Below are 21,943 nucleotides of genomic sequence, written 5' to 3' on the forward strand. Positions count from 1 at the left end.
CGTGCGACCCCCCGCTCCCCCGCCGCCCAGGAGTACCCATGGCACCCCCCACCTCCGCCCCCGCACGGGAAGTGCACCCCGTGGACGAGGTCCCGCCCGTCCGCCACCTCGCCGCCTTCGGTCTGCAGCACGTGCTCGCGATGTACGCGGGCGCGGTCGCGGTCCCGCTGATCGTCGGCAGCGCGATGAAGCTGTCGCCGGCGGACACGGCGTACCTGATCACGGCGGACCTTCTGCTGTGCGGTATCGCGACGCTCATCCAGTGTGTCGGCTTCTGGCGGTTCGGGGTACGGCTGCCGATCATGCAGGGGTGCACCTTCGCGGCCGTGTCGCCGATGGTGCTGATCGGCACGGGCGGCGGCGGACTGCCCGCGATCTACGGTTCGGTGATCGTCGCCGGTCTCGCGATCATCCTGCTGGCGCCGGTCTTCGGCAAGCTTCTGCGGTTCTTCCCGCCGCTCGTCACGGGCACGGTGATCCTGATCATCGGGCTCTCGCTGCTGCCGGTGGCCGGCAACTGGGCGGCGGGCGGGGCCGGTTCACCGGACTTCGGCGAGCCGAGGAACCTGGCACTCGCCGCCTTCGTGCTCGCGGTGGTGCTCGGCGTGCAGCGGTTCGCGCCGGCGTTCCTGAGCCGGGTGGCCGTGCTGATCGGTATCGCCGTGGGACTCGCGGTCGCGGTGCCGTTCGGCTTCACGGACTTCGACGGCGTCGGCGACGCGGACTGGCTCGGCATCAGCACACCGTTCCACTTCGGCGCTCCCGCCTTCGAGGCGTCGGCGATCGCGTCGATGCTGGTCGTGGCACTGGTGACGATGACCGAGACCACCGGTGACCTCATCGCGGTCGGCGAGATGACCGACCGGAGGATCGAGCCCCGGACGCTGGCCGACGGTCTGCGCGCCGACGGCCTGTCCACCGTACTGGGCGGGGTGTTCAACACCTTCCCGTACACGGCGTACGCGCAGAACGTCGGCCTCGTCGGCATGACCCGGGTCCGCAGCCGCTGGGTCGTCGCCGCCGCGGGCGGCATGCTCGTGCTGCTCGGCCTGCTGCCCAAGCTGGGCGCGGTGGTCGCGGCGGTACCGGCCCCGGTGCTCGGCGGCGCGGGGCTCGTCATGTTCGGCACGGTCGCCGCGAGCGGACTGCGCACCCTGACCCAGGTGGACTTCAAGGGCAACAACAACCTGACGGTCGTGGCCGTTTCGGTGGCCGTGGGCATGCTGCCGGTCGGCGTGCCGGCGGTGTACGCGAAGTTCCCCGACTGGTTCCAGACGGTGATGAACAGCGGCATCAGCGCGGGCTGCCTCACGGCGATCGTGCTGAACCTGCTCTTCAACCACCTGCCCGCGAAGGGCGGTTCAGCGGCCCCCGAGCCGGACGGCCTGGCGAGCGGCGGCCGCGAGGACACTGTCGAGAAGTCCCGGGAATAGTCCGTCCAGGTCGTCCCGGCGCAGCCCGTTCAGCTTGGCGGTGCCCCGGTACGCCTGCCGGATCACCCCGGCCTCGCGCAGCACCCGGAAGTGGTGCGTGGTCGTGGACTTGGTGACGGGCAGGTCGAAGTGCGAACAGGAGAGCTCGCCGCCGTCGGCGGCGAGCTCGCGCACGACCTGGAGCCGCAGCGGGTCGGAAAGAGCGTGCAGCACGGCCTCCAGACGGATCTCCGAGCGCTGCGGGTGCGGCAGGTCGCGGCTGCTCCCGGTCGGGGCGGCGATCGTCACGGCGGCTCCACTCCGTCGGGTCCGGGGGGCTCCCCGGAGAACTCCATTGGAACTCCATTGTACGAGAACTCTCGTAGTTTGACATCCGCCATACTACGATGACTATCGTACGAGTCGTAAGCCGCCCCGCCACACGACCCGCCACACGATTGGAGTCCGCCGTGAGCGCGCTCTTCGAGCCCTACACCCTGCGCGAGCTGACCATCCCGAACCGGGTCTGGATGCCGCCGATGTGCCAGTACTCGGCCGCGCCTCAGGGCCCTGATACGGGCGCCCCCGCCGACTGGCACTTCGCGCACTACGCGGCGCGCGCCGCGGGCGGAACGGGCCTGATCATCGTCGAGGCCACCGCGATCAGCCCCGAGGGCCGGATCTCGCCGTACGACCTCGGCATCTGGAACGACACCCAGGTGGAGGCGTTCCGGAGGATCACGCGTTTCCTGGTGTCCCAGGGCACGGTTCCCGGCATCCAGCTCGCCCACTCCGGCCGCAAGGGCTCGACGGACCGCCCCTGGAAGGGCGGCGCGCCCGTCGGACCCGACGCCCACGGCTGGCAGCCGCTCGGACCGAGCCCACTCGCCTTCGACGAGAAGCACCCCGTACCGACCGAACTGACGGTGGACGGGATACGCGAGGTCGTCGGCCAGTTCGCCGACGCCGCCCGGCGGGCACTGGACGCCGGCTTCGAGATCGCCGAGATCCACGGCGCGCACGGCTACCTGATCGGTGAGTTCCTCTCCCCGCACTCCAACCGGCGCACGGACGCGTACGGCGGCTCGTACGAGAACCGGGTGCGCTTCGCCCTTGAGGTCGTCGACGCCGTACGCGAGGTGTGGCCCGACGACAAGCCGCTGTTCTTCCGCATCTCGGCCACCGACTGGCTGGAGGAGAACGGCTGGACGGTCGACGACACGGTCCGCCTCGCCGCCGAGTTGTCCGCCCACGGTGTCGACCTGCTCGACGTGTCCACGGGCGGCAACGCGTCCGGGGTACGCATCCCCGTCGGGCCGGGTTACCAGGTCCCCTTCGCCGCGCGCGTCAGGGACGAGACGTCCATGGCCGTCGCCGCCGTCGGTCTCATCACCGATGTCGAGCAGGCCGAGAAGATCCTCGCCAACGGTGAGGCGGACGCCGTGCTGCTCGGCCGGGAACTGCTGCGCAACCCCTCCTGGGCCCGGCACGCGGCTCGCGAACTCGGGAGCGCCCCGCACATACCGGACCAGTACCACCGTTCGGTCTGACGGGATCTGTGGACCCGGCCGTGCCGGGCCCGCCTCCGGCGGAGCCTGCCCACGACGGGCGTCGGCTCAGCCGGTCTTCCACCGCCACTGGGGGCCGACCCGCTCCCACTCCGTGTCCCACTGGTCCAGCCGCCGGCGCTCCAGGAGACCTCGCACCAGCCGCCCGCCCGCGAGGGGCACGGCCGCGGCGGCCACACCCATCAGGGTTCCGATCAGTCCCGCCCGCAGGGTCGCCTGGGCCTGCGTGACGGGCCTGGTGACGGGACGGCCCTGCGGATCGGTCCACACGGTGACCGGGGTGCCTGCCGTGCTGCCCGGCTCGACCCGGGTCTGCCCCTCGTGGACGGAGCCGTCCGCCGCCGACCAGCGGACCTCGGCCCACACCTGCTCGGAACCGGACGCCGTGCCGGGCGCACGCTCGGTGAGCAGCGCGTTCACGGGCCGCCACTCGACTCGCTCCCGGGCGAGGCTCTGCTCGACCGAGCGCGCCGTCGACAGGCCCGCGAGCGTGCCGGTGAGCAGGGCGAGGAGCCACACGGCGAGTATGGTCCAGGCCTCGATCGTGTCGCTACGGCGCCGCAGCGGATTGGGCCGCCAACGCCACAACAACGCCGCCGGACCACGCAAAGCCGCCATCGGGGCCCCTCTCCTCATGCCGCACGCGCACACCGTGCCGCCCGCGCACCATGTCTTACGCGCACCATGCCTCACTCGCACACCGGACGCTCTCCTATACGGGAGCGGCCCGCCGGTTGCTCACGAGACGTGCCCCACATCACCGCCACCCCATGAGAAACGCCCTGACCTGCGTCGATATGCCGCTCAGGGGTGATTGTCAGTGCCGGGGTGCACACTGGCCGATATCTGAGACAACGACGTCCGGAGGTGGCTGGCATGACCGAGGTACTGCTCGCGGTGGGCACGCGCAAGGGACTGTTCGTCGGGCGGCGGCGCGACGACGCCTGGGAGTTCGACGACAGCCCGTATTTCAACGCCCAGGCGGTCTACTCGGTCGCGATCGACACCCGGACCGATACGCCGCGGCTGCTCGTCGGAGGCGACAGCGCCCACTGGGGCCCGTCCGTGTTCCACTCCGACGACCTGGGCCGCACCTGGACCGAGCCGGCCAAGGCCGCCGTCAAGTTCCCCCAGGACACGGGTGCTTCGCTGGAGCGGGTCTGGCAACTGCACCCGTCGGCGGCCGAGCCGGACGTGGTGTACGCGGGCACGGAGCCGGCCGCGCTGTACCGCTCGGCGGACCGCGGCGAGTCCTTCGAGCTCGTCCGTCCTCTCTGGGAACATCCCACCCGCTCGCGGTGGGTGCCGGGCGGCGGCGGTGAGGGCCTGCACACGATCCTGACCGACGCCCGCGATCCGCGTGCGGTGACGGTCGCCGTCTCCACGGCCGGTGTCTTCCGCACGAAGGACGGCGGCGAGAGCTGGGAGCCGTCCAACTCCGGGATCTCGGCGGTGTTCCTGCCCGATCCGGACCCGGAGTTCGGCCAGTGCGTCCACAAGGTCGCGCGGGACTCGGCGACACCGGACCGTCTCTATCTGCAGAATCACTGGGGTGTGTACCGCAGCGACGACGCGGGGAGCCACTGGACGGACATCGGTGAGGGCCTGCCGTCCACGTTCGGCTTCGCTGTGGCCGCTCATCCCCACCGCGGCGGCACCGCCTATGTGTTCCCCATCACCGCCGACTCGGACCGGGTCCCGGCGGACCGCCGATGTCGTGTCTTCCGCACGGCGGACGCGGGCAAGAGCTGGGAGTCGCTCTCGGCGGGCCTGCCGCAGGAGGACCACTACGGCACGGTGCTGCGCGACGCCCTGTGCACGGACGGCGCGGACCCGGCGGGCGTGTACTTCGGCAACCGCAACGGAGAGGTGTTCGCGTCCGCCGACGATGGCGACAGCTGGCAGCAACTGGCGTCCCATCTGCCCGATGTCCTCTGCGTACGGGCCGCGGTGATCGCTTGAGCTCCCGCGACCGACCCCTCCGCGGCACCCGGTCGGTCTCCGGGACTCGGACGCTCGCTCGCGCACGGCCTCCAGGACCTGTCTGACGATTCCGCCCCGCGAAACCCGGTTCCGCGCGTTCGGCGCGCATGTCTCCAGTGGCCCACCGCCGTCAGGGTCCGGGGAGCCGACCGGAGCACGGGACGTGGAGCTGCCCGGGCCGGCCGGGCACACCGGCGGCGCGGCGTCCCCTCGCGGATCACGAACACCTCGCGGGCCGGTGGTACGGGGCAGGCGGCGCTCGCCCCGTACCACCGGCCGACGAAGAACCTGTGGCACTTCGGCAAGGAGACCCGGCCGTTACGACGCCAGGCCGTGCCCTACGGCAGGCGCCAGTCGACCGGCGGGGCACCCTGCTCGACGAGCAGGTCGTTGACTCGGCTGAACGGACGCGAACCGAAGAAACCCCGGTCCGCCGACATCGGCGACGGGTGGGCGGACTCGATCGCAGGAAGATCCCCGAGCAGCGGACGCAGATTGCGGGCGTCCCTGCCCCACAGCACCGACACGAGCGGCGTACCGCGGGCCACCAGCGCCCGGATCGCCTGCTCGGTGACCTCTTCCCAGCCCTTGCCGCGGTGCGCGGCCGGCTTGCGGGGTGCCGTCGTCAGCGCCCTGTTGAGCAGCAGCACCCCCTGCTCGGTCCACGGTGTCAGATCCCCGTTCGACGGCCTGGGCAGCGACAAATCCGCATGGAGTTCCCGGAAGATGTTCTCCAGACTTCCCGGCAGCGAACGCACCTCCGGCGAGACCGCGAAACTCAGCCCGACGGCCATCCCCGGCGTGGGATAAGGATCCTGACCGACGATCAGGACGCGCACATCGTCGAAAGGCTGCTGGAAAGCGCGCAGGACGTTCGCCCCGGCCGGCAGATAGGTCCGGCCGGCCGCTATCTCGGCCCGGAGGAAGTCCCCCATCGCAGCGATACGTTCAGCCGCAGGTTCCAGGGCCTTCGCCCAGCCCGCTTCAACAAGTTCATTCAAGGGTCGTGGTGCCACGGTCCGTCACTCTAGTGGCACACACCGGAGCCCCGCATACACGGGAAGCCTCCGCACAACAGCCGTCCCTCGGACGCTAGTCTTCCTCCTCAGTCGAGGTCCGCGAGCCGGTCGGGCAGATCACGCAGCCGGCCACCGGGAAGGAGGGGAGCTTGTTGCGTCCAGCGGTCAAGCCACTCCGCCATGGTCGTCACACCTGGTCGGCCCTTCTGCTCGGACACCCGATCGGACACCCAGAGGACCGGCGGCTGCCGTGACCGGCCCCGGGAGCGGGTCGGGCGTGCTGGGGGTGGACTCCGGCGGATCGGGGCTGCGGGTCGTCCTCGCTGTCGACGGAGGCCGGGTCACCACGCCGCTGACGTCCAGGGAGCCGGTGCGCACCGGACCGCGCGGCATCGACGCCGGGCATCTGCTGGAACAACTGGTGCCGATGGCCCGGCGGTTGATGACCGACACCGAGGTCGGCACACTCCGGGCCGTCACCGTCGGCGCCGCCGGCCTCACCACACTGGGCGACGCGCTGCGCGCCGAACTGCCCTCGGCACTGGCCCGTGAACTCGGCGTACGGCGGCTGGCCCTGGTCGCCGACGCCGTCACGGCGTACACGGGTGCGCTGGGGCAGCGGGTGGGCGCGGTCGTCGCGGCCGGCACCGGGATGATCGCGATCGGCACGGACCTGCACGAGTGGCGCAGGGCGGACGGCTGGGGCCACCTGCTCGGCGACAGCGGCAGCGGGGCCTGGATCGGTCAGGCCGGCCTCGACGCGGCGCTGCGCGCCTACGACCGGCGGCCGGGCGGCTCGGTGCCCCTGCTGGCACGCGTCGAGGCGGTGTTCGGCTCCGCTCCGGCGCTGCCGGGGCAGCTCTATCCGCGCCCTGACCGGCCGGCCGTGCTGGCGTCCTTCGCGCCGGAGGTGGCCGCCTGTGCCGACGGCGGCGACCCGACGGCGGTCGGCATCCTGGCCGCCGCGGCCCGGCACATCGCCGACTCGGCCGCCGCGGTGTGTCCCACAGCCGAAGAGGCCGGAGGGGCCGGAGAGGTCTCGGGGGAGGTCCCGGGGGAGATCTGTCTCGCCCTCACGGGCGGGCTGTTCAAGATGGGCGACCCCCTCCTCGTACCGCTACGGGCCGCCCTGACGGACCGGTTGCCGCACGCCCGGCAGGTTCCGGCCGCGGGTGACCCGCTCGACGGTGCCGTCGGTATCGCCGTCGAGCTGGCCGACGACCGTCTGACCCTGCCGCACGACGACAGCATGCTGTACGTCGTGCGGGACGCCATGGATACCGCGGACACCATGGGTACCGCGGACGCCACGGACACGGCGACGACCACGGACAACCCGTCACGAGACCGTTCATCTTGATCCGTAGATATCCATCCGAAGATAGCCAGGTAGATCAATCTGTACGTAACTCATCAGACAAAACCGGACGGATACCGCTCACCTGCACCCTCCCCGAACAGGGGAGCCCAGGAAACCAGTAACATTCGGCGCCATGAGCTCCCCCACTGGGCCCGCGTCCGGCCTACCAGTACGAATGCCGCGACCCCGCCAGCCCGGCCGGCACCGCCGACCGGAACCGTTGGCGGCTCCCGAGGGCGCGCCCGCGCTCGTCCTCGCGGTGCCGGGCACGCCCAGCGCCGCCACCCGTAGCCTCGCCGAGGAGGTCGTGAGCATCGCTCGCTCCGAGCTGCCCGGCCTCGACGCCCGGATCGGGTACCTGGACGGGGACGACTCCGAGTTCCCCACCCTTCAGTCGGTGCTCGCGCACGCCTTCGAGGAGCGCGCCGCACGCTTCGAGCAGGCCCGCGCGGCCGGTGCGGACGTCGTGGAGCCCGACGGCCCCGTGGCCGTGGTCGTGCCGCTGCTCGCCGGTCCGGACAGCGCGCTGCTGCGCCGCGTCCGCCAGGCCGTCATGGACAGCCGTGTCTCGGCCGACCTGACCGATGTACTCGGTCCGCACCCGCTGCTCGCCGAGGCGCTGCACGTGCGCCTGTCCGAGGCGGGCCTGGCGCGCGCGGACCGAGCCAGGCTGTTCACCGTGGCGACGGCCGCGGACGGCATCATCCTGGCGTCCGTGGGCGGCGACGAGGCGGTGCAGGCGGCCGGGATCACCGGCATGCTGCTCGCCGCGCGACTCGCCGTACCCGTGATGGCGGCGGCGCTGGACGAGGAGGGCGCGATCGCGGCCACCGCCGAGCAACTGCGTTCCTCGGGCTCCCAGCAGCTGGCGCTCGCCCCCTATCTGATCGGCCCCGAGCTGGACCCGGGTCTGCTCGACGAGGCCGCGAAGGAGGCGGGCTGTTCCGCCGCCGAGGCGCTGGGCCCGTACCCGGCGATCGGCAAGCTGGCGCTCGCCAAGTACACGACAGCGCTCGGCATCGCACCGCCGCAGCCGCAGGGCGCGCCGGTCCGCTGACGGGGCCGTTTCGCCCACGCACCGGCACACGCACCATCCCGAAGGGCCCCGCTCCGCTTTCCGGAGCCGGGCCCTTCGGGGTTCCGGCAAGAACCCCCTGGGACAGGTCCTAGTCGAGCACCACGCAGGACGCCGCCGGTGCCTTGACCGACCCGCCGCGCCGCGGTACGCCCGTGTCGGGGTCCACCAGGAACCATGCGACATTCCCCGATCGTTCGTTGGCCACGTACAGGAAGCGGCCCGTCGGGTCGAGGGCGAGCGCTCTCGGCCAGGTGCCGCCGCACGACACCGTGGCGACCAGTCGCAACCCCTCACCGGCCGCTCCGGGCACGAGCAGCGAGACGACATCCGGGCCGCGTGTGGCGGTCCACACGAAGCGGCCGTCGGGCGACACGACGATGCCGGAGGGGTAGGCGCCGCCGTCCGGGAGGTCGGGCAGCACGGACGTCTCCCCGACCGGCTTGAGCGAGCCCCTGACCGCGTCCCAGCGGCAGGCGGTGACGGTCGGCGAGAGTTCGTTGAGGACGTAGGCGTGTTCGCCGTCGGGGTGGAACGCCAGATGGCGGGGCCCCGAGCCGGGTCGCAGCGCGATCTCCCGGTGCAGCGCGAGTGTGCCGTCGCGCAGTGCGCACACCCGTACCGAGTCGGTGCCGAGGTCGACGCTCACGGCCCATCGGCGGCTCGGATCCGGCTGGACGTGGTGGGCGTGCGGCCCCTGCTGGCGCTGTGTGTGCGGGCCGGCGCCCTCGTGCCGCAGTACACCGGCGACGGCGCCGAGGCTCCCGTCGTGGCGGACGGGCAGGGCGCTGACGCTGCCGGAGCCGTAGTTGGCGGTCAGGATGTGCCCGTCGAAGAGGCTCAGATGCGTGGGGCCGCTGCCGCCGACCGGTACCAAAGGGCCGGTCAGGGACGGTTCGTCGCCCTTCACCCGGTAGGCGGCGACCGCGCCCTCCGTCGTCTCGCTCACCGCGTAGAGCATGTCTCCGCCGGGCGACAGGGCCAGATACGAGGGGTCGGCCACGCTGTTCACGGCGCTGAGCAGCGTCAGAGCGCCGGTTTCCCCGTCCACGGAGGCGGTGAGCACTCCCAGGCCTCCCGCCGCCGTGAAGGAGCCGATGTACGCCCGTCGCTGCCGTCCGTCGCCGTCCGTCACTGCGTCCCCTCTCGGTACCACGTCTCTCGGTGCCATGGCTCTCGGTGTCACGTCTCTCGGTGCCATGTCCGTGGGGCGACGGTAGCAGCGAATGGACTAGACCAAATCGGAATCCGCCTGCGTCTCGCCGCGCGCCCGGGCGTGTGCCTCCGGATGGTGCACGTAGGCGGGGTGCTGTTCGACCGTCTCGTACGTCCGGTGGAACACGGGCGTGGCGCTGCCCGAGATGGGCGGCACGATCCAGGACCAGTCCGCGCCGACCGGGCGGCCGCTGCTCTCCTCGCGGCCGAGGTGGGTGAGGAAACGGCGCGACTCGGTGTGGTGATCGGTGACCCTGACGCCGGCGCGGTCGAAGGAGTGCAGGACGGAGCGGTTGAGTTCGACCAGGGCGCGGTCCTTCCAGAGGGAGCGGTCGGTGCGCGTGTCGAGGCCCAGCCGCTCGGCGACGCGGGGCAGCAGGTCGTAGCGGTCGGCGTCGGCGAGGTTGCGCGCGCCGATCTCCGTGCCCATGTACCAGCCGTTGAAGGGCGCGGCCGGGTAGCAGATTCCGCCGATCTCCAGGCACATGTTGGCGAGGGCCGGGACGGCGTGCCAGCGCAGACCGAGCCCGCGCCACCAGGAGTACTCGGGATGGTCGAGGGGCACTTCGAGCACCGCGTCCGCGGGCAGCGTGAACCAGCGGGGCGTACCGCCGCCGCTCGGAACGGCGCCGCCCCGGGCCACGCCTCCCTGGACGACCAGGGGCAGGACGTCGAAGGGGGTTCCGGGGCCGCCGGGCCAGCCGAGACGACGCAGGAGCGCGGTGATGCCCGCGTTGCGCGGATCGCCGGTGACACCGCCGTCCGGGCGCCGGTAGCCCGCGTACCGGATGAGCTGTTCGTTCCAGATCCGCGGGCCCGGCCGGCCCGGCCGGTCCGGGGCGAGGACGGTGATGAGCGCACGGATCCGGCCGTCGCGGGTGGCCTCGCGCAGATGGTCGGCGCACGCGTCGGCGACGCCTTGCGCCTCCGTCACGTCCCTGCGGTCGTTCACGCGCAGGGAGTGCCAGTAGAGCCGCCCGATGCAGCGGTTGGCGTTGCGCCAGGCCACTCGGGCGCCGAAGACGAGTTCCTTCGTCGTCTGCCGGTACGTGCCCGAGTCCGCGATCTCCCGGTGTACGGCGGCGATCCGGCGGGCCGGGTCCCCGAGCCGTTCCTCGGTGTGCCGCAGGGCGATGAACTCCGCGGCCGCGAGGAAGAGGCGCCGGAGTGCGGCCGGGGACACGGCGTCGGGCGGGCCCCCCGGGGGCGGGTGTTCGACGAGGCGCCCGGCGGCCGTTTCGGGGGCCGGGCCGCGGTCATGCTGCCCGGCCGCTCCCGTACGACGTGGCCGTGCGTCGTCGACGCCGCCTGCGGGACACCGGCCGGGATCGGCCGGCACCCGGTCCAGCCATCCGCCCGGCCCCTCCTGTGCCGGTGGTGCCGGTGGTGCCGGTGGTGCCGGCGCCGGAAGCCCCGCGCTCCCGTCGTCGAGCAGGCGTTGGCCGATCCTGCGTGGGACATGCCGCATGGTGCACCTGCACCCCCAGGTGGCTCCGCCCGCGGACCGCTCCCGCACGGTCCGCGGGTTCCGTGCGTCTGATAGCCGCCGGGTTACCCTCCTCGTGGCCTGATCCACCCTCTACGTGGCCGGTAAATCTGCCTCATTCGCGGGCAGGATGTCCAACTCGCCTGCGTACGACAGGAGTTCAGGCGCCCGCGAGCGAACCCCGCAGCGGTGTGGCCGGCGCGGTGAGCGCTCGTTCCAGGCCATGGAGGCGGGCGGGGGTTCGGACGCTTCCTGGTGCTGCGGCTGTTGGTACTGCGCAGCAGTACGGACCGGAATCACCTGCCCTCGGGCAGGCGCGGGCTTCAAAAACCGGCTCCGCGCCCGCGGTACGCACGGCGCTCGCCAGGTTCCGGCAGTCGGTGAACTGACGAAGCCGACGCCGTGTGCCGCTGTTGCAGGGGCAGGCCCCGTCAGGCGGGGGCTGTGATGGGGCCCCGCAAGGGTACGGCGAGTGCTTTCAGCGCCTGCTCCAGACCATGCAGATGGGTCAGGGCCGGCTCACCACCGGAAGGGTGCGCTGCGGCGACGGGTATGCCGACCGCACTCCGCGCCGCAGCAGGCACGGTCAGGGCCTCCACCGCCGCCTCCACCCGCCGACAGGCGGCAGCGAGCCTCGCGTCGTGGGAGGCATCGGGATCCGCGGCAACCGATGCCAGGCCGCGCACCTCCCGCGCGCACTGGTCAAGCAGCACGATGACCTTGCGGGCCCGCGCCTTGCGGGCCCGCAACGGGCTGAGCGGGTGCACCAGCGGGGACAGCGAGAGCCGCACCCTGCCCAACAGCAGTTCCAGCTCAGCCACATACCGGGCCGGGTCTGCGGCAGGGGACCCGGCCAGGCGGGCGGCAGCCTCAGACGTGCAGGCATGGACGCAGTGCAACGCGCGCTGGACCCACGCATCGGTGGTGGCATGCGTGGTCACCGGGAGCACCAACAGCACAGCGAGCGCCGCGCCGAGCGCCCCCGCCCCCGTCTCCATCACACGCAGAACAAGCAGACCCGGATCGAGCACCCCCAGCAGCCCGTACAGCAGGCCCACCATCACCGTCACCGACAGCATCATCCACGTGTACGACACCGCGGCCGCATAGAAGATGCCGAACACACAGACCGCGACAAGCCCCGAGGTGGGAGCACCGGCTCCATCCAGCGGAACAGCGATCACCAGGCCGACGGCGATACCGATGACGGTCCCCAGGACCCGCCGAAACCCCCGAACCAGGGTCTCGCCGCGCGAGGCGGTGTTCACGAAGATCCACCAGGCGGTGCCGACGGCCCAGTACCAGCGCTCGTGCGAGAGGACCTGGCCCGCGGCGATCGCGAACGCGCAGGCGGCCGTCGCCTGGAAGGCCTGGCGGGTGGTCGGCCGGGAGAGGCCGCGGCCGGCCGGCGCGGCGGACGTGACCGGTGCCGGAGTGCGCCGCTCGATGCACCACGCGCCGAACCGCACCGCCGAGGACGCGGCCAGTGACAGGCCCATCGCGGCGTACAGCTGCGGCAGCTGACCGGGGACCGCGTGCAGGAACTGGGTGATGAAGAAGGTCATGAACGCGAAGATGCCGAGCGCGTGGCCACGGGGTCCCCAGCGGCGGGCGTACACCCCGCAGAAGATCACTGCGAGCCAGACCGCGTCGCGCAGGGTCGGTACCGCGTGCAGCACGGCTGAGAGGGCGAGGACGGGGAAGCCGACGGCGGGCAGCAGGGCGGTGGTGACCACCTGGCCGCGCACGGTCGCGTCGCCGACCGTGAACAGTGCGAGCAGCGCGGTGAGACCCCCGGTGATCGAGGCGGACAGCGAGAGCCCGGCCAGCTCCGACACGGTCACCGCGAGGCCGATGCCGAGCACCGCCCGCAGCGAGACCCGCAGCCGTACCAGGCCCGGATCCGGAGCCATGAACATCTTCTTCACCGTCGGCAGCCCGCCCCCGTTTCGCATTGCTTCAAGGACACAAGGACATGGGAGTGGCGCCGCAGGTCCGGTTCGGCGTTGATTCGGCGTTGATTCGGCGTTGATTTGGTTTTGCTGCGGTTTTGGTCCGGCTTCCTTGCCGGCCGGCGCTGCACGTCGCCATCAACAGCCACACGTTAAGCAGGAGAGGCGCAGTGGCTCAACAGGCGTCCGCTCCACTGGGCCATTGGTACAGTCAGAAACGATCACTCAATACCGTAGGGAGGCCAACGGACCATGGCCGTGGACGAGCTCGACACCCGCATCCTGCGACTGCTCCTCGAACGGCCGCGCACCAGCGTGCGGGAGTACGCCCGCGTCCTCGGCGTGGCCCGCGGCACGCTGCAGGCGCGGCTCGACCGGCTGGAGCGGGACGGAGTGATCACCGGGACGGGCCCCTCGCTCTCCCCCGCCGCGCTGGGCCACCCGGTGCTCGCGTTCGTGCACATCGAGGTCACCCAGGGGCATCTCGACGACGTGGGGGACGCGCTGGCAGCCGTGCCGGAGATCATCGAGGCGTTCTCGATCACCGGCGGCGGAGATCTGCTGACCCGGGTCGTCGCGAGGGACAACGGACATCTGGAGGACGTGATCCAGGCGCTGATCAGCCTGCCGGGGGTCGTCCGCACGCGCACCGAGGTGGCACTGCGCGAGCGCGTACCGCAGCGGGTGCTGCCGTTGGTGGAGGCGATCGGCCGTACGGCCCGGGGTTGATCATTGGCATCCTGGACACCATGAGCAATCTCGGCGGCACTTCGGTCATCTTCGATCTTGACGGCACGCTCGTGGACAGCGAGCCGAACTACTTCGAGGCGGGACGGCAGACGCTCGCCGAGCAGGGCGTCACGGACTTCAGCTGGGCCGACCACGAGCGGTACGTCGGCATCAGCACACAGGAGACGATCGCGCTCTGGAAGGAGCGGTACGCCCTCGACACCCCGCTCGACGTGCTCCTCGCGGACAAGAACCGCCGCTACCTGGAGCTGGCCCGCGCGTCCACGCGGGTCTACCCGGAGATGCGCGGGTTCGTGGAACTGCTGGCCGGTGACGGGGTCCCCATGGCCGTGGCCTCGGGCTCCTCGCGCCTGGCCATCGAGGCGATTCTGTCGGGCACGGGGCTGGACGCGTATCTGCGGACGGTCGTCTCGGCGGAGGAGGTCCCCCGTGGGAAGCCTGCTCCCGATGTCTTTCTGGAGGCGGCACGGCGGCTCGGAGCGGCTCCTGGGGACTGCGTGGTTTTTGAGGATGCCGTGCCGGGTGCCGTCGCTGCGCGTGCGGCCGGGATGCGGTGTGTCGCGGTCCCGTATGTCGCGGGACAGGCCGATGATCCCGCGTTCGCGACGGCGGAGTTGGTTGTGCGGGGCGGGCAGGCTGAGTTCATGGCGCGCGGCGTGTACGAGTGGCTCCGCCGATTTGACGGTTAGGGGGTCAGGCGGTCAGGCGGTCGGTTGGGTGCCACAGGGGCGCGGTGAGTGGGAGAGCGCGGGTTGCCCGTGGCTGAGCGCGCAGTTCCCCGCGCCCCTGGGTGAGTGGGCCCGGGCGAGTGGGACTGGGGGCCTGGTCGCGGCCCGGGACGGTATGGGCTGGGCTCGCGGTTCCTCGTACGCCTGGAGGGTGCTTCCCTACTTCATGCCCGCCGCGTCGAGCAGGGCCGTGGCCGCCGTGGTGGTGAGGCCCTCCAGGTTTTCCGCCTTTGCGCCGGCCCGGGCGCTCGCGCCGTCGAAGACGAGGGTGAGCTGACGGGCGAGCAGCTCGGGATCGCGTGCGCCGCCGCGCTCCGCCTCCACCCGGAAGGCCTCGATCAGCGTGCCCTTGACCCGCAGGGCGACAACGCTCGCCGGATGCCCGGGGTCCTTCAGCTCGACCAGGGCCGACAGGAACGGACAGCCCCGGAAGTCGTCCTCCGTCGACGCCTGCTCCAGCTGCTCGAAGACGTACAGGATCCGCGCCCGCGGCGGCCTGGGGTCCTCGGGGCCGAGGTGGAGCCTTCGCCCGTACTCCGGCGCACGCCGCTCCAGGCTCGCCGCGAGCACGTCGTCCTTGCTCTCGAAGAGCTGGTACATCGAGCGCTTGGAGACCCCGGCGGCCCGGCACAGCGCCTCGACGCCGATGGAGACGCCGTCGCGGTAGAACAGCTCCATGGCCGCGTCGAGCAGCCGGTCCCTCGTGGATGTCTTGTCCGTGCTGGTGGCCATGACGGCGAGGCTACCTCCGGGGGACGACAACCGGAAAACCGATCGGTATACCGGGATGACCGGTCAGGCCACCAGCTGCGGATACAGGACCGAAAGGTCGGCCGACAACCCGGACTTGACCTGGCGGGACACGTCGTCGGCGAGCACCTCGAAGGCTCCGCTCCCGATGCCGTCGAGCGCCTGGGCCGCCACGTCGGCAGGCGAGGACTTGGGTGCGTCGACCGCCGCGGTCATGTCAGTGTCGACGTATCCGACATGGAGCCCCGTGACGCCGATCCCCCGCGGGCGGAGGTCGAGCCGCAGGGAGTTGGTCTGGGACCAGAGCGCGGCCTTGGACGCGCTGTACGAGCCGGCGAGGCCGATCCACGACAGCACGGAGTGGACGTTCAGGATGTGGCCGCCTCCGTTGCGCTCGATGACGGGGACGAACGCCCGGGCGGTGAGCAGCGGCCCGTAGAAGTTCGTCTCGAAGTCCCGGCGCACGTCGTCGACCGGCGAGTCCAGGAAGGAGGCGTTCACGGAGACGCCCGCGTTGTTGATCAGGATGGTGACGTCGTCGGCCCGCTCCGCGGCCGCCGCAACGGACGCGGGGTCGGTGACCTCCAGGGCCAGCGGTACGGCCCGGGGGTCCGTGACCGTACGCGGGTCGCGGGCGGTGGCGTACACCTTCTTCGCTCCCCGCTCGAAGAGCCCCTCCACCAGCGCCTTCCCGATCCCCCTGCCACCGCCGGTCACCAGGACGACGGAACCCTCGATTGCAGTCATGACACTCTCCGAACCTCGACACACGCGCGGAAACCGATCGGTTTCCCTTCGCCTCAGAAAGGTAAACCGATCGGTTTCACAAAGCAAGTGACCCCGCTTGTGGCCCCGCTGCCGCAGCGAGGCCACTCCCGGTGCGTCTACGCGCCGCTCGCCTTGAGCATGTCCTCACGCTCCACGAGCTTCACCCGCTCACGACCCTGGGGCTCCCCCAGCGCCTTCTCCGCGGCGTCCAGGCGGTACCAGCCCTCCCACGTGGTGAAGCGGACGTTCCGGTCGGCAAGGAACGCGTCCACCGACCCCGGGTCCGGCGAGGCGGGGGTCCCCAGACGGCCGTTCCGGTGATCGTCCAGGAGGCTGGCGACCGTCTCGTTGGCGTCGCCCTTCGTGTGGCCGATCAGGCCCACCGGGCCGCGCCGGATCCACCCGGTGACGTACGCGGACGTAAGGTGCTCGCCGGTCTCCTCGATCACCCGGCCGGCCCTGTCCGGGACGGTGCCCGACTCGACGTCCCAGGGCAGCTTGGGCAGCTTGTCGGACAGGTAGCCGACGGCACGGTAGACCGCCCCGAGGTCCCAGTCCTTGAACTCGCCGGTCCCCTTGACGTTGCCGGTGCCGTCGAGGACGGTGCGCTCGGTGCGCAGACCGACGACCTTGCCGTCCTCGCCGAGGATCTCGGTCGGCGACTCGAAGAAGTGCAGGAACAGCTTGTGCGGACGGTCGCCGACGTCGCGGATCGCCCAGTTCTCCAGCGTCTTCGCGACCATGTCGGCCTGCTTGTTGCCGCGCCGGGTCGCGATCGAGCCGTCGTCGTAGTCGATGTCCTCGGGGTCGACGATGACCTCGATGTTCGGGGAGTGGTCCAGCTCCCGCAGCTCCAGCGGGCTGAACTTCGCCTGCGCAGGGCCGCGACGGCCGAAGACGTGCACCTCCAGGGCCTTGTTGGCCTTGAGACCCTCGTGGACGTTCGGCGGAACCTCGGTCGGCAGCAGTTCCTCCGCGGTCTTGGCGAGGATGCGCGCCACGTCGAGCGCTACGTTGCCGACGCCCAGGACGGCGACCTTCTCGGCCTCCAGCGGCCAGGTCCGCGGCACGTCCGGGTGACCGTCGTACCAGGAGACGAAGTCCGCCGCGCCGTACGAGCCGTCGAGCCCGATACCGGGTATGTCCAGCGCCCGGTCGGCCGTCGCCCCGGTGGAGAAGATCACCGCGTCGTAGAAGGCGCGCAGATCGTCCAGGTTGATGTCGTTCGGGTAGTCGACGTTGCCGAAGAGACGGATCTGCGGTTTGTCGAGCACCTGGTGCAGGGCCGTGATGATGCCCTTGATGCGCGGGTGGTCGGGGGCGACGCCGTAGCGGATCAGCCCGAAGGGCGCCGGCATCCGCTCGAAGAGGTCGATGGAGACACCGGGCTCGACGGCCACTGCGGACTTCAACAGCGCGTCGGCGGCGTAGATCCCGGCGGGGCCGGCTCCGACTATGGCTACCCGCAGGGGGCGAGGCATGATCAGGTTCCCTTCGAGCGGTGATCAGGAGTACTCACCGGGGAGCCTAAACTAAGGCTTGCCTAAGCTTGTAGCCGGGTTGGATCTATGACCCCATAAAGCCGACTTATGAGTTGTTGTTCACAGCGAGGTGGCCAGCAGCGAGGTGGCCGGTGCCGCGACAGGCAGCCGGCCGAGGTAGCGATGTTCGGCTCGCCACGTCTTCAGCCGGCCGCTTCTTCAGCTTCTCGGCCCTTCAGGTGCTCAGTGCCTCGGAGCTCCTCAGCTGTCGTAGTCCACGGTCAAGGTCTCGGAGACCGGGAACGACTGGCACGTGAGGACGTACCCCGCGTCGACCTCGGCGTCCTCCAGGGCGAAGTTCCGGCGCATGTCGGCCTTGCCGTCGGTGATCAGCGCACGGCAGGTGCCGCAGACGCCGCCCTTGCAGGCGAACGGCAGATCGGGGCGGGTCCGCTGGGCGCCGTCGAGGATGCTCCGGTCCCTGGCCAGACCCGAGGTGGTTGAGCGGCCGTCCAGCGTGATGGTGACCTGGCTGACGGGCCCCCGCACGGCCGTCTCCTCGTGACGTACCTCTCGGATCGGCTCGTCGTCGGCGTAGAACAGCTCCCGGTGGACGCGATCGCCGGGCACGCCGAGACCGGTCAGGACCCGCTGAGCGTCGAGGACCATGCCGTGCGGCCCGCACAGCCACCAGTGGTCCGCCGCCTTCACGTCGACCAGCGAGCCGACGAGCGCCGAGAGCCGGTCCGCGTCGAGGCGGCCGGACAGCACCTCGGCCTCGCGGGGCTCACGGGACAACACATGGGCGAGCTGGAACCTGGCCGGGTACAGGTCCTTCAGATCCGCCAGCTCGTCGGCGAACATCACGGTGTCCGTGCGCCGGTTGCCGTAGAAGAGGGTGACCGTCGAGCGCGGGTCCGCGGCCAGGACGGACTCGGCTATGGAGAGCATCGGCGTGACACCGGAGCCTGCCGCGACCAGCACGTGACGGCCGGGCGCGGCGAGGTCGGGCGTGAACGTGCCGGTGGGAGCCATCACTTCGACCGTGTCGCCGGGGCGCACGTCACGCACGAGCCATGCCGAGAACAGACCGCCCGGCACCACCCGCACACCGATGCGTGGCACCGAACCGGCCGGAGAGCAGATCGAGTACGAGCGGCGCTCGTCCCGTCCGTCGACCACACGCCGCAGCGTCAGCGACTGACCGGGCGCGAAGGCGAACTCCGCCGCCAGCTCCGCCGGGACCTCGAAGCTCACGGCGGCCGCGTCCTCGCACAGCGGCTGTACGGCGGCCACGCGCAGGGCGTGAAAGGCCGCACGGCGGCGCACGCGGCGACGCACCGCCGACACGGAGCCGGAGCCGGGGTCGGGGGTCGGAGCGGCACCCACGGCCGGCGCGGGCGCCGCAGCCGTGGCAGCCGTGGCCGTCACGGCCGTCGTGGCAGCCGGGCCCGTCAGGCCTCCTGCCGGCTCTTCCCTCGGGCCTTCCATCAGATCTCCTTGACGTACTCGAACGGCTCGCGACAGGCGCGGCAGCGCCACAGCGCCTTGCAGGACGTGGCGGCGAAACGGGAGGTCTCCTCGGTGTCCGCCGAGCCGCAGCGCGGACAGGCCACCGTGCGGCGGGCGGGAGTCAGCACGAGGGGCACCGGGCCGGCGGCGCGCCCGGGTGCGGCTCCCGGCGGCGCGATCCCGTGCTCGGTGAGCTTGCGGCGGCCCTCCGGGGTGATCCAGTCGCTCGTCCACGGCGGGTCCAGGACCGTACGGATCTCCACGCGCGTGTAGCCCGCGCCGCGCAGTCGTGCCGCCACGCCCGCGCGCATCTCGGCCATCGCGGGGCAGCCCGAGTAGGTCGGCGTCAGACTTGCGACCACGGTGCCGTCGCCGGTCAACTCGACCTCGCGCAGGACCCCGAGGTCGGCCAGGGTGAGCATGGGCAGCTCGGGATCCGGCACCTGTTCGGCGATGTGCCGGGCGCGCCGCACGTCCGTCAGCACGGTCATGGCCGCCTTGTCTGTCTCAGCGGCCTTGGCCGTCTCAGCAGTCCTAGCCGTCTCAGCCGTCACCATGTCGCTCCCGGGTGCGCGCGGGCCACGCTCTGCAACTCGGCCAGCAGCGGCGCGAGATGCCCGGTGTGCTCCCCGGCACGGCCGGCCCCGGGCAGCGGCCGGTACACGGGCATGGGCAGCCCGGCCGCCTCGGTGACCTGCCGCAGGACGGCGACCACCTCGTCCCGTACGTCGTACGCCGTGAACAACTCGCCGAAGTACGGGGCGACCTGCTCCAGCGCGCTACGCGTGCGGCGGTGCGACTCGTCCGTACCGTCGCCCAGCCGCACGACCCACTCGGCCGCGTACTGCCGGTGATACGTCAGCTCCTTGACACCCTTCGCCGCGACGGCCGCCAGGACGGGGTCGGGATGCGACGACAACTCCTCGAAGTGCGCGAGCCGCCAGCTGGACAGCACCAGCAGCCGGACGGCCGAGAACGCGAAGTCCCCGTCCGGGAGTTCGGCCAGACGTACGTTCCTGAAGTTCTCCGCGTCCCGGAAGTAGGCGTATGCGTCCTCGCCGCGTCCGGTGCCGTCGGCCTGGCCCGCGCGTGCGTACAGCAGGCGGGCCTGGCCCAGCAGGTCGAGGCCGATGTTGGCGAGCGCGACCTCCTCCTCCAGCTCGGGGGCGTGGGTGGTCCACTCGGCCAGCCGCTGGGCACTCACCAGGGCGTCGTCCGCGAGGGCCACGCAGTCCGTGGCCAGCAGGCCGGCGTCGATGCCCTCGGGCACGGTGGTGTCCACCCCGTGCAGCGGGTCCTCGAAGCCGGTGCCGTACGCCCAGCGCGCGTCGTCCTCGTGCCCCTCGGCGAGGGACAGGTAGACATGGTCGTCGCTCATGCCCTGCTCCTCAGATGTGCGGGACGTCGTCGGGGATGTCGTAGAAGGTCGGGTGACGGTAGACCTTGTCGGCGCTCGGCGCGAAGAACGGGTCCTTCTCGTCGCGCGTGGAGGCCGCGATGTGCTCCGAGCGCACCACCCAGATCGAGACTCCCTCGTTGCGGCGGGTGTACAGGTCGCGCGCGTGGGTGAGGGCCATGGCGTCGTCCGCGGCGTGCAGGGAGCCCACGTGGACGTGGTTCAGCCCGCGCTTGCCGCGCACGAAGACCTCGTACAGCGGCCAGTCGCCCTTGGGAGTGCTTTGGACGGCCTCCGGGGCGGTGTCACCCGCGATCGCGTCGCCCGGGGTGGTGTCAGTGGTGTCGCTCATGCCACCGCTCCTTCACGTGCGCACGCGCGCCGGGCCTGCTTGGCCGCATGGGCCGTGGCCGCCTCCCGTACCCAGGCGCCCTCCTCGTGGGCGGACCTGCGGCGCTCCACTCGCTCGGCGTTGCACGGTCCGTCGCCGCTGATGACCCACTTGAGCTCGGCCCAGTCGGGGGTGCCGAAGTCGTGGCGACCACGCTCCGCGTTCCAGCGCAGGTCCGGGTCCGGGAGCGTCACGCCCAGCTTCTCGGCCTGCGGGACGGTCATGTCGACGAACCGCTGACGCAGTTCGTCGTTGGTGTGCCGCTTGATCTTCCAGGCCATCGAGGCCGCCGAGTTCGGTGAGTCGCCGTCGGGCGGGCCGAACATCATGAGCGAGGGCCACCACCAGCGGTCCACCGAGTCCTGGACCATGGTCCGCTGCGCCTCGGTGCCGCGCATCATGGTCAGCAGCAGTTCGTAGCCCTGCCGCTGGTGGAACGACTCCTCCTTGCAGATCCGCACCATGGCGCGCGCGTAGGGCCCGTACGAACTCCTGCACAGCGGAACCTGGTTGCAGATCGCCGCGCCGTCGACGAACCAGCCGATCACTCCGACGTCGGCGAACGTCGGGGTCGGGTAGTTGAAGATCGACGAGTACTTCTGGCGTCCCTCGATCAGCCGCTCGGTCAGGTCCGCACGGTCGGCGCCCAAAGTCTCGGCGGCCGAGTACAGATACAGGCCGTGCCCGGCTTCGTCCTGGACCTTCGCGAACAGAATGGCCTTGCGGCGCAGCGACGGGGCCCGAGTGATCCACTCGCCCTCCGGCTGCATGCCGATGATCTCCGAGTGCGCGTGCTGCGCGATCTGCCGGACGAGCGTCCTGCGATAGCCGTCGGGCATCCAGTCGCGGGGCTCGATCCGCTGGTCCCGCGCGATCGTCGCGTCGAAGTGCTCCTGCAACAACTGCTCCGGGAGGGGCGTCTCGGCGGAGTGTGTCGTGGTCATCGATACCAGCTTCCCTACCGACCATTCGTTCGGTACCAGTGTGCCGTCTTTCCCGCGACCGGGCAAGACCCGGGCCGGACGGGGGCAGGACGGGGGCCCGATCAGGCGACGCGGTCCGGAAACGGGGGCAACGGAGAAAAGGGGCATACGGAG

At 71.4% G+C, this 21,943-nt stretch carries 21 protein-coding genes; 7 read left to right on the forward strand and 14 right to left on the reverse strand.

Going from position 1 to position 21,943, the window contains the following annotated elements:
• Positions 1-38 precede the first annotated feature (38 nt).
• Complete coding sequence (locus tag AB0D14_RS13795; protein ID WP_362778075.1) at positions 39-1,433, forward strand: nucleobase:cation symporter-2 family protein; 1,395 nt, start codon at positions 39-41, stop codon at positions 1,431-1,433.
• On the opposite strand, the gene AB0D14_RS13800 is transcribed toward AB0D14_RS13795, so the two are convergent.
• Positions 1,362-1,715: a helix-turn-helix transcriptional regulator gene (locus AB0D14_RS13800; RefSeq protein WP_362778209.1), complete on the reverse strand. Its 354-nt coding sequence runs from the start codon at positions 1,713-1,715 to the stop codon at positions 1,362-1,364. The two genes, AB0D14_RS13795 and AB0D14_RS13800, sit on opposite strands and share 72 nt — an antisense overlap.
• 167 nt (positions 1,716-1,882) lie before the next feature.
• Between AB0D14_RS13800 and AB0D14_RS13805 the strand changes: the two genes are divergently transcribed.
• Positions 1,883-2,962, forward strand: coding sequence for an NADH:flavin oxidoreductase/NADH oxidase (locus AB0D14_RS13805; protein ID WP_362778077.1), 1,080 nt, complete (start codon positions 1,883-1,885; stop codon positions 2,960-2,962).
• A gap of 66 nt (positions 2,963-3,028) precedes the next feature.
• Here AB0D14_RS13805 and AB0D14_RS13810 read toward each other — a convergent pair whose 3' ends face one another.
• Positions 3,029-3,598 (reverse strand): hypothetical protein, encoded by a 570-nt coding sequence (locus AB0D14_RS13810; protein WP_362778080.1) that lies wholly within the window; start codon positions 3,596-3,598, stop codon positions 3,029-3,031.
• Between the two features lie 258 nt (positions 3,599-3,856).
• On the opposite strand from AB0D14_RS13810, the gene AB0D14_RS13815 reads away from it, so the two are divergent.
• Complete coding sequence (locus AB0D14_RS13815; protein ID WP_362778082.1) at positions 3,857-4,942, forward strand: exo-alpha-sialidase; 1,086 nt, start codon at positions 3,857-3,859, stop codon at positions 4,940-4,942.
• Between the two features lie 359 nt (positions 4,943-5,301).
• Here AB0D14_RS13815 and AB0D14_RS13820 read toward each other — a convergent pair whose 3' ends face one another.
• Positions 5,302-5,979, reverse strand: a complete 678-nt coding sequence (locus AB0D14_RS13820; protein ID WP_362778083.1) for a uracil-DNA glycosylase — start codon at positions 5,977-5,979, stop codon at positions 5,302-5,304.
• A 253-nt stretch (positions 5,980-6,232) separates the two neighbouring features.
• Between AB0D14_RS13820 and AB0D14_RS13825 the strand changes: the two genes are divergently transcribed.
• Both AB0D14_RS13825 and AB0D14_RS13830 read left to right on the forward strand, forming a co-directional pair.
• Positions 6,233-7,342, forward strand: coding sequence for a BadF/BadG/BcrA/BcrD ATPase family protein (locus tag AB0D14_RS13825; protein WP_362778085.1), 1,110 nt, complete (start codon positions 6,233-6,235; stop codon positions 7,340-7,342).
• A 133-nt stretch (positions 7,343-7,475) separates the two neighbouring features.
• On the forward strand, positions 7,476-8,399 hold the full coding sequence (locus AB0D14_RS13830; protein ID WP_362778087.1) for a hypothetical protein: 924 nt from the start codon (positions 7,476-7,478) through the stop codon (positions 8,397-8,399).
• A gap of 109 nt (positions 8,400-8,508) precedes the next feature.
• Here the strand turns inward: AB0D14_RS13830 and AB0D14_RS13835 are convergent, their stop codons facing one another.
• The 3 genes from AB0D14_RS13835 to AB0D14_RS13845 all read right to left on the reverse strand — a co-directional run bounded on the left by AB0D14_RS13835 (position 8,509) and on the right by AB0D14_RS13845 (position 13,073).
• Positions 8,509-9,552 carry a lactonase family protein gene (locus AB0D14_RS13835; protein WP_362778090.1) on the reverse strand — a complete coding sequence of 348 codons (1,044 nt, stop codon included), beginning with the start codon at positions 9,550-9,552 and terminating at the stop codon, positions 8,509-8,511.
• A gap of 96 nt (positions 9,553-9,648) precedes the next feature.
• Positions 9,649-11,100 (reverse strand): nitric oxide synthase oxygenase, encoded by a 1,452-nt coding sequence (locus AB0D14_RS13840; protein ID WP_362778092.1) that lies wholly within the window; start codon positions 11,098-11,100, stop codon positions 9,649-9,651.
• 449 nt (positions 11,101-11,549) lie between these two features.
• Complete coding sequence (locus AB0D14_RS13845; protein ID WP_362778093.1) at positions 11,550-13,073, reverse strand: FUSC family protein; 1,524 nt, start codon at positions 13,071-13,073, stop codon at positions 11,550-11,552.
• A gap of 249 nt (positions 13,074-13,322) precedes the next feature.
• Here AB0D14_RS13845 and AB0D14_RS13850 point away from each other — a divergent pair, with 249 nt between their 5' ends.
• Positions 13,323-13,799, forward strand: coding sequence for an Lrp/AsnC family transcriptional regulator (locus tag AB0D14_RS13850; protein ID WP_362778096.1), 477 nt, complete (start codon positions 13,323-13,325; stop codon positions 13,797-13,799).
• A 20-nt stretch (positions 13,800-13,819) separates the two neighbouring features.
• Positions 13,820-14,509, forward strand: coding sequence for an HAD family phosphatase (locus AB0D14_RS13855; RefSeq protein WP_362778098.1), 690 nt, complete (start codon positions 13,820-13,822; stop codon positions 14,507-14,509).
• A gap of 198 nt (positions 14,510-14,707) precedes the next feature.
• On the opposite strand, the gene AB0D14_RS13860 is transcribed toward AB0D14_RS13855, so the two are convergent.
• The 8 genes from AB0D14_RS13860 to paaA all read right to left on the reverse strand — a co-directional run bounded on the left by AB0D14_RS13860 (position 14,708) and on the right by paaA (position 21,790).
• Positions 14,708-15,280, reverse strand: coding sequence for a TetR/AcrR family transcriptional regulator (locus tag AB0D14_RS13860; protein WP_362778100.1), 573 nt, complete (start codon positions 15,278-15,280; stop codon positions 14,708-14,710).
• Positions 15,281-15,343: 63 nt separating this feature from the next.
• The gene (locus tag AB0D14_RS13865; protein ID WP_362778102.1) at positions 15,344-16,045 is read right to left on the reverse strand and encodes an SDR family oxidoreductase; all 702 of its coding nucleotides are present in this window, start codon (positions 16,043-16,045) and stop codon (positions 15,344-15,346) included.
• 137 nt (positions 16,046-16,182) lie between these two features.
• Positions 16,183-17,547, reverse strand: coding sequence for an FAD-dependent oxidoreductase (locus AB0D14_RS13870; RefSeq protein WP_362778103.1), 1,365 nt, complete (start codon positions 17,545-17,547; stop codon positions 16,183-16,185).
• 261 nt (positions 17,548-17,808) lie between these two features.
• Positions 17,809-19,038: a 1,2-phenylacetyl-CoA epoxidase subunit PaaE gene (paaE, locus tag AB0D14_RS13875; RefSeq protein WP_362778105.1), complete on the reverse strand. Its 1,230-nt coding sequence runs from the start codon at positions 19,036-19,038 to the stop codon at positions 17,809-17,811.
• Positions 19,038-19,550 carry a 1,2-phenylacetyl-CoA epoxidase subunit PaaD gene (paaD, locus tag AB0D14_RS13880; protein WP_362778108.1) on the reverse strand — a complete coding sequence of 171 codons (513 nt, stop codon included), beginning with the start codon at positions 19,548-19,550 and terminating at the stop codon, positions 19,038-19,040. Before paaD ends, paaE begins: the two co-directional genes overlap by 1 nt.
• Before the next feature lie 59 nt (positions 19,551-19,609).
• On the reverse strand, positions 19,610-20,437 hold the full coding sequence (paaC, locus tag AB0D14_RS13885; protein WP_362778110.1) for a 1,2-phenylacetyl-CoA epoxidase subunit PaaC: 828 nt from the start codon (positions 20,435-20,437) through the stop codon (positions 19,610-19,612).
• Positions 20,438-20,447: 10 nt separating this feature from the next.
• Complete coding sequence (gene paaB, locus AB0D14_RS13890; protein WP_362778212.1) at positions 20,448-20,771, reverse strand: 1,2-phenylacetyl-CoA epoxidase subunit PaaB; 324 nt, start codon at positions 20,769-20,771, stop codon at positions 20,448-20,450.
• A 32-nt stretch (positions 20,772-20,803) separates the two neighbouring features.
• Complete coding sequence (gene paaA, locus AB0D14_RS13895; protein ID WP_362778113.1) at positions 20,804-21,790, reverse strand: 1,2-phenylacetyl-CoA epoxidase subunit PaaA; 987 nt, start codon at positions 21,788-21,790, stop codon at positions 20,804-20,806.
• Positions 21,791-21,943 lie beyond the last annotated feature (153 nt).

Source organism: Streptomyces sp. NPDC048484, from assembly GCF_040651415.1.
In the GTDB taxonomy this organism is placed as follows: Bacteria; Actinomycetota; Actinomycetes; order Streptomycetales; family Streptomycetaceae; genus Streptomyces.

Excerpts from the sequence above, each read along its gene's own strand:
- AB0D14_RS13795 (WP_362778075.1), top strand. The coding sequence starts at position 39 with ATGGCACCCCCCACCTCCGCCCCCGCACGGGAAGTGCACCCCGTGGAC.
- AB0D14_RS13810 (WP_362778080.1), bottom strand. The coding sequence starts at position 3,598 with ATGGCGGCTTTGCGTGGTCCGGCGGCGTTGTTGTGGCGTTGGCGGCCC.
- AB0D14_RS13815 (WP_362778082.1), top strand. The coding sequence starts at position 3,857 with ATGACCGAGGTACTGCTCGCGGTGGGCACGCGCAAGGGACTGTTCGTC.
- AB0D14_RS13830 (WP_362778087.1), top strand. The coding sequence starts at position 7,476 with ATGAGCTCCCCCACTGGGCCCGCGTCCGGCCTACCAGTACGAATGCCG.
- AB0D14_RS13840 (WP_362778092.1), bottom strand. The coding sequence starts at position 11,100 with ATGCGGCATGTCCCACGCAGGATCGGCCAACGCCTGCTCGACGACGGG.
- AB0D14_RS13845 (WP_362778093.1), bottom strand. The coding sequence starts at position 13,073 with ATGCGAAACGGGGGCGGGCTGCCGACGGTGAAGAAGATGTTCATGGCT.
- AB0D14_RS13850 (WP_362778096.1), top strand. The coding sequence starts at position 13,323 with ATGGCCGTGGACGAGCTCGACACCCGCATCCTGCGACTGCTCCTCGAA.
- AB0D14_RS13855 (WP_362778098.1), top strand. The coding sequence starts at position 13,820 with ATGAGCAATCTCGGCGGCACTTCGGTCATCTTCGATCTTGACGGCACG.
- AB0D14_RS13860 (WP_362778100.1), bottom strand. The coding sequence starts at position 15,280 with ATGGCCACCAGCACGGACAAGACATCCACGAGGGACCGGCTGCTCGAC.
- AB0D14_RS13865 (WP_362778102.1), bottom strand. The coding sequence starts at position 16,045 with ATGACTGCAATCGAGGGTTCCGTCGTCCTGGTGACCGGCGGTGGCAGG.
- AB0D14_RS13870 (WP_362778103.1), bottom strand. The coding sequence starts at position 17,547 with ATGCCTCGCCCCCTGCGGGTAGCCATAGTCGGAGCCGGCCCCGCCGGG.
- paaE (WP_362778105.1), bottom strand. The coding sequence starts at position 19,038 with ATGGAAGGCCCGAGGGAAGAGCCGGCAGGAGGCCTGACGGGCCCGGCT.
- paaD (WP_362778108.1), bottom strand. The coding sequence starts at position 19,550 with ATGACCGTGCTGACGGACGTGCGGCGCGCCCGGCACATCGCCGAACAG.
- paaC (WP_362778110.1), bottom strand. The coding sequence starts at position 20,437 with ATGAGCGACGACCATGTCTACCTGTCCCTCGCCGAGGGGCACGAGGAC.
- paaA (WP_362778113.1), bottom strand. The coding sequence starts at position 21,790 with ATGACCACGACACACTCCGCCGAGACGCCCCTCCCGGAGCAGTTGTTG.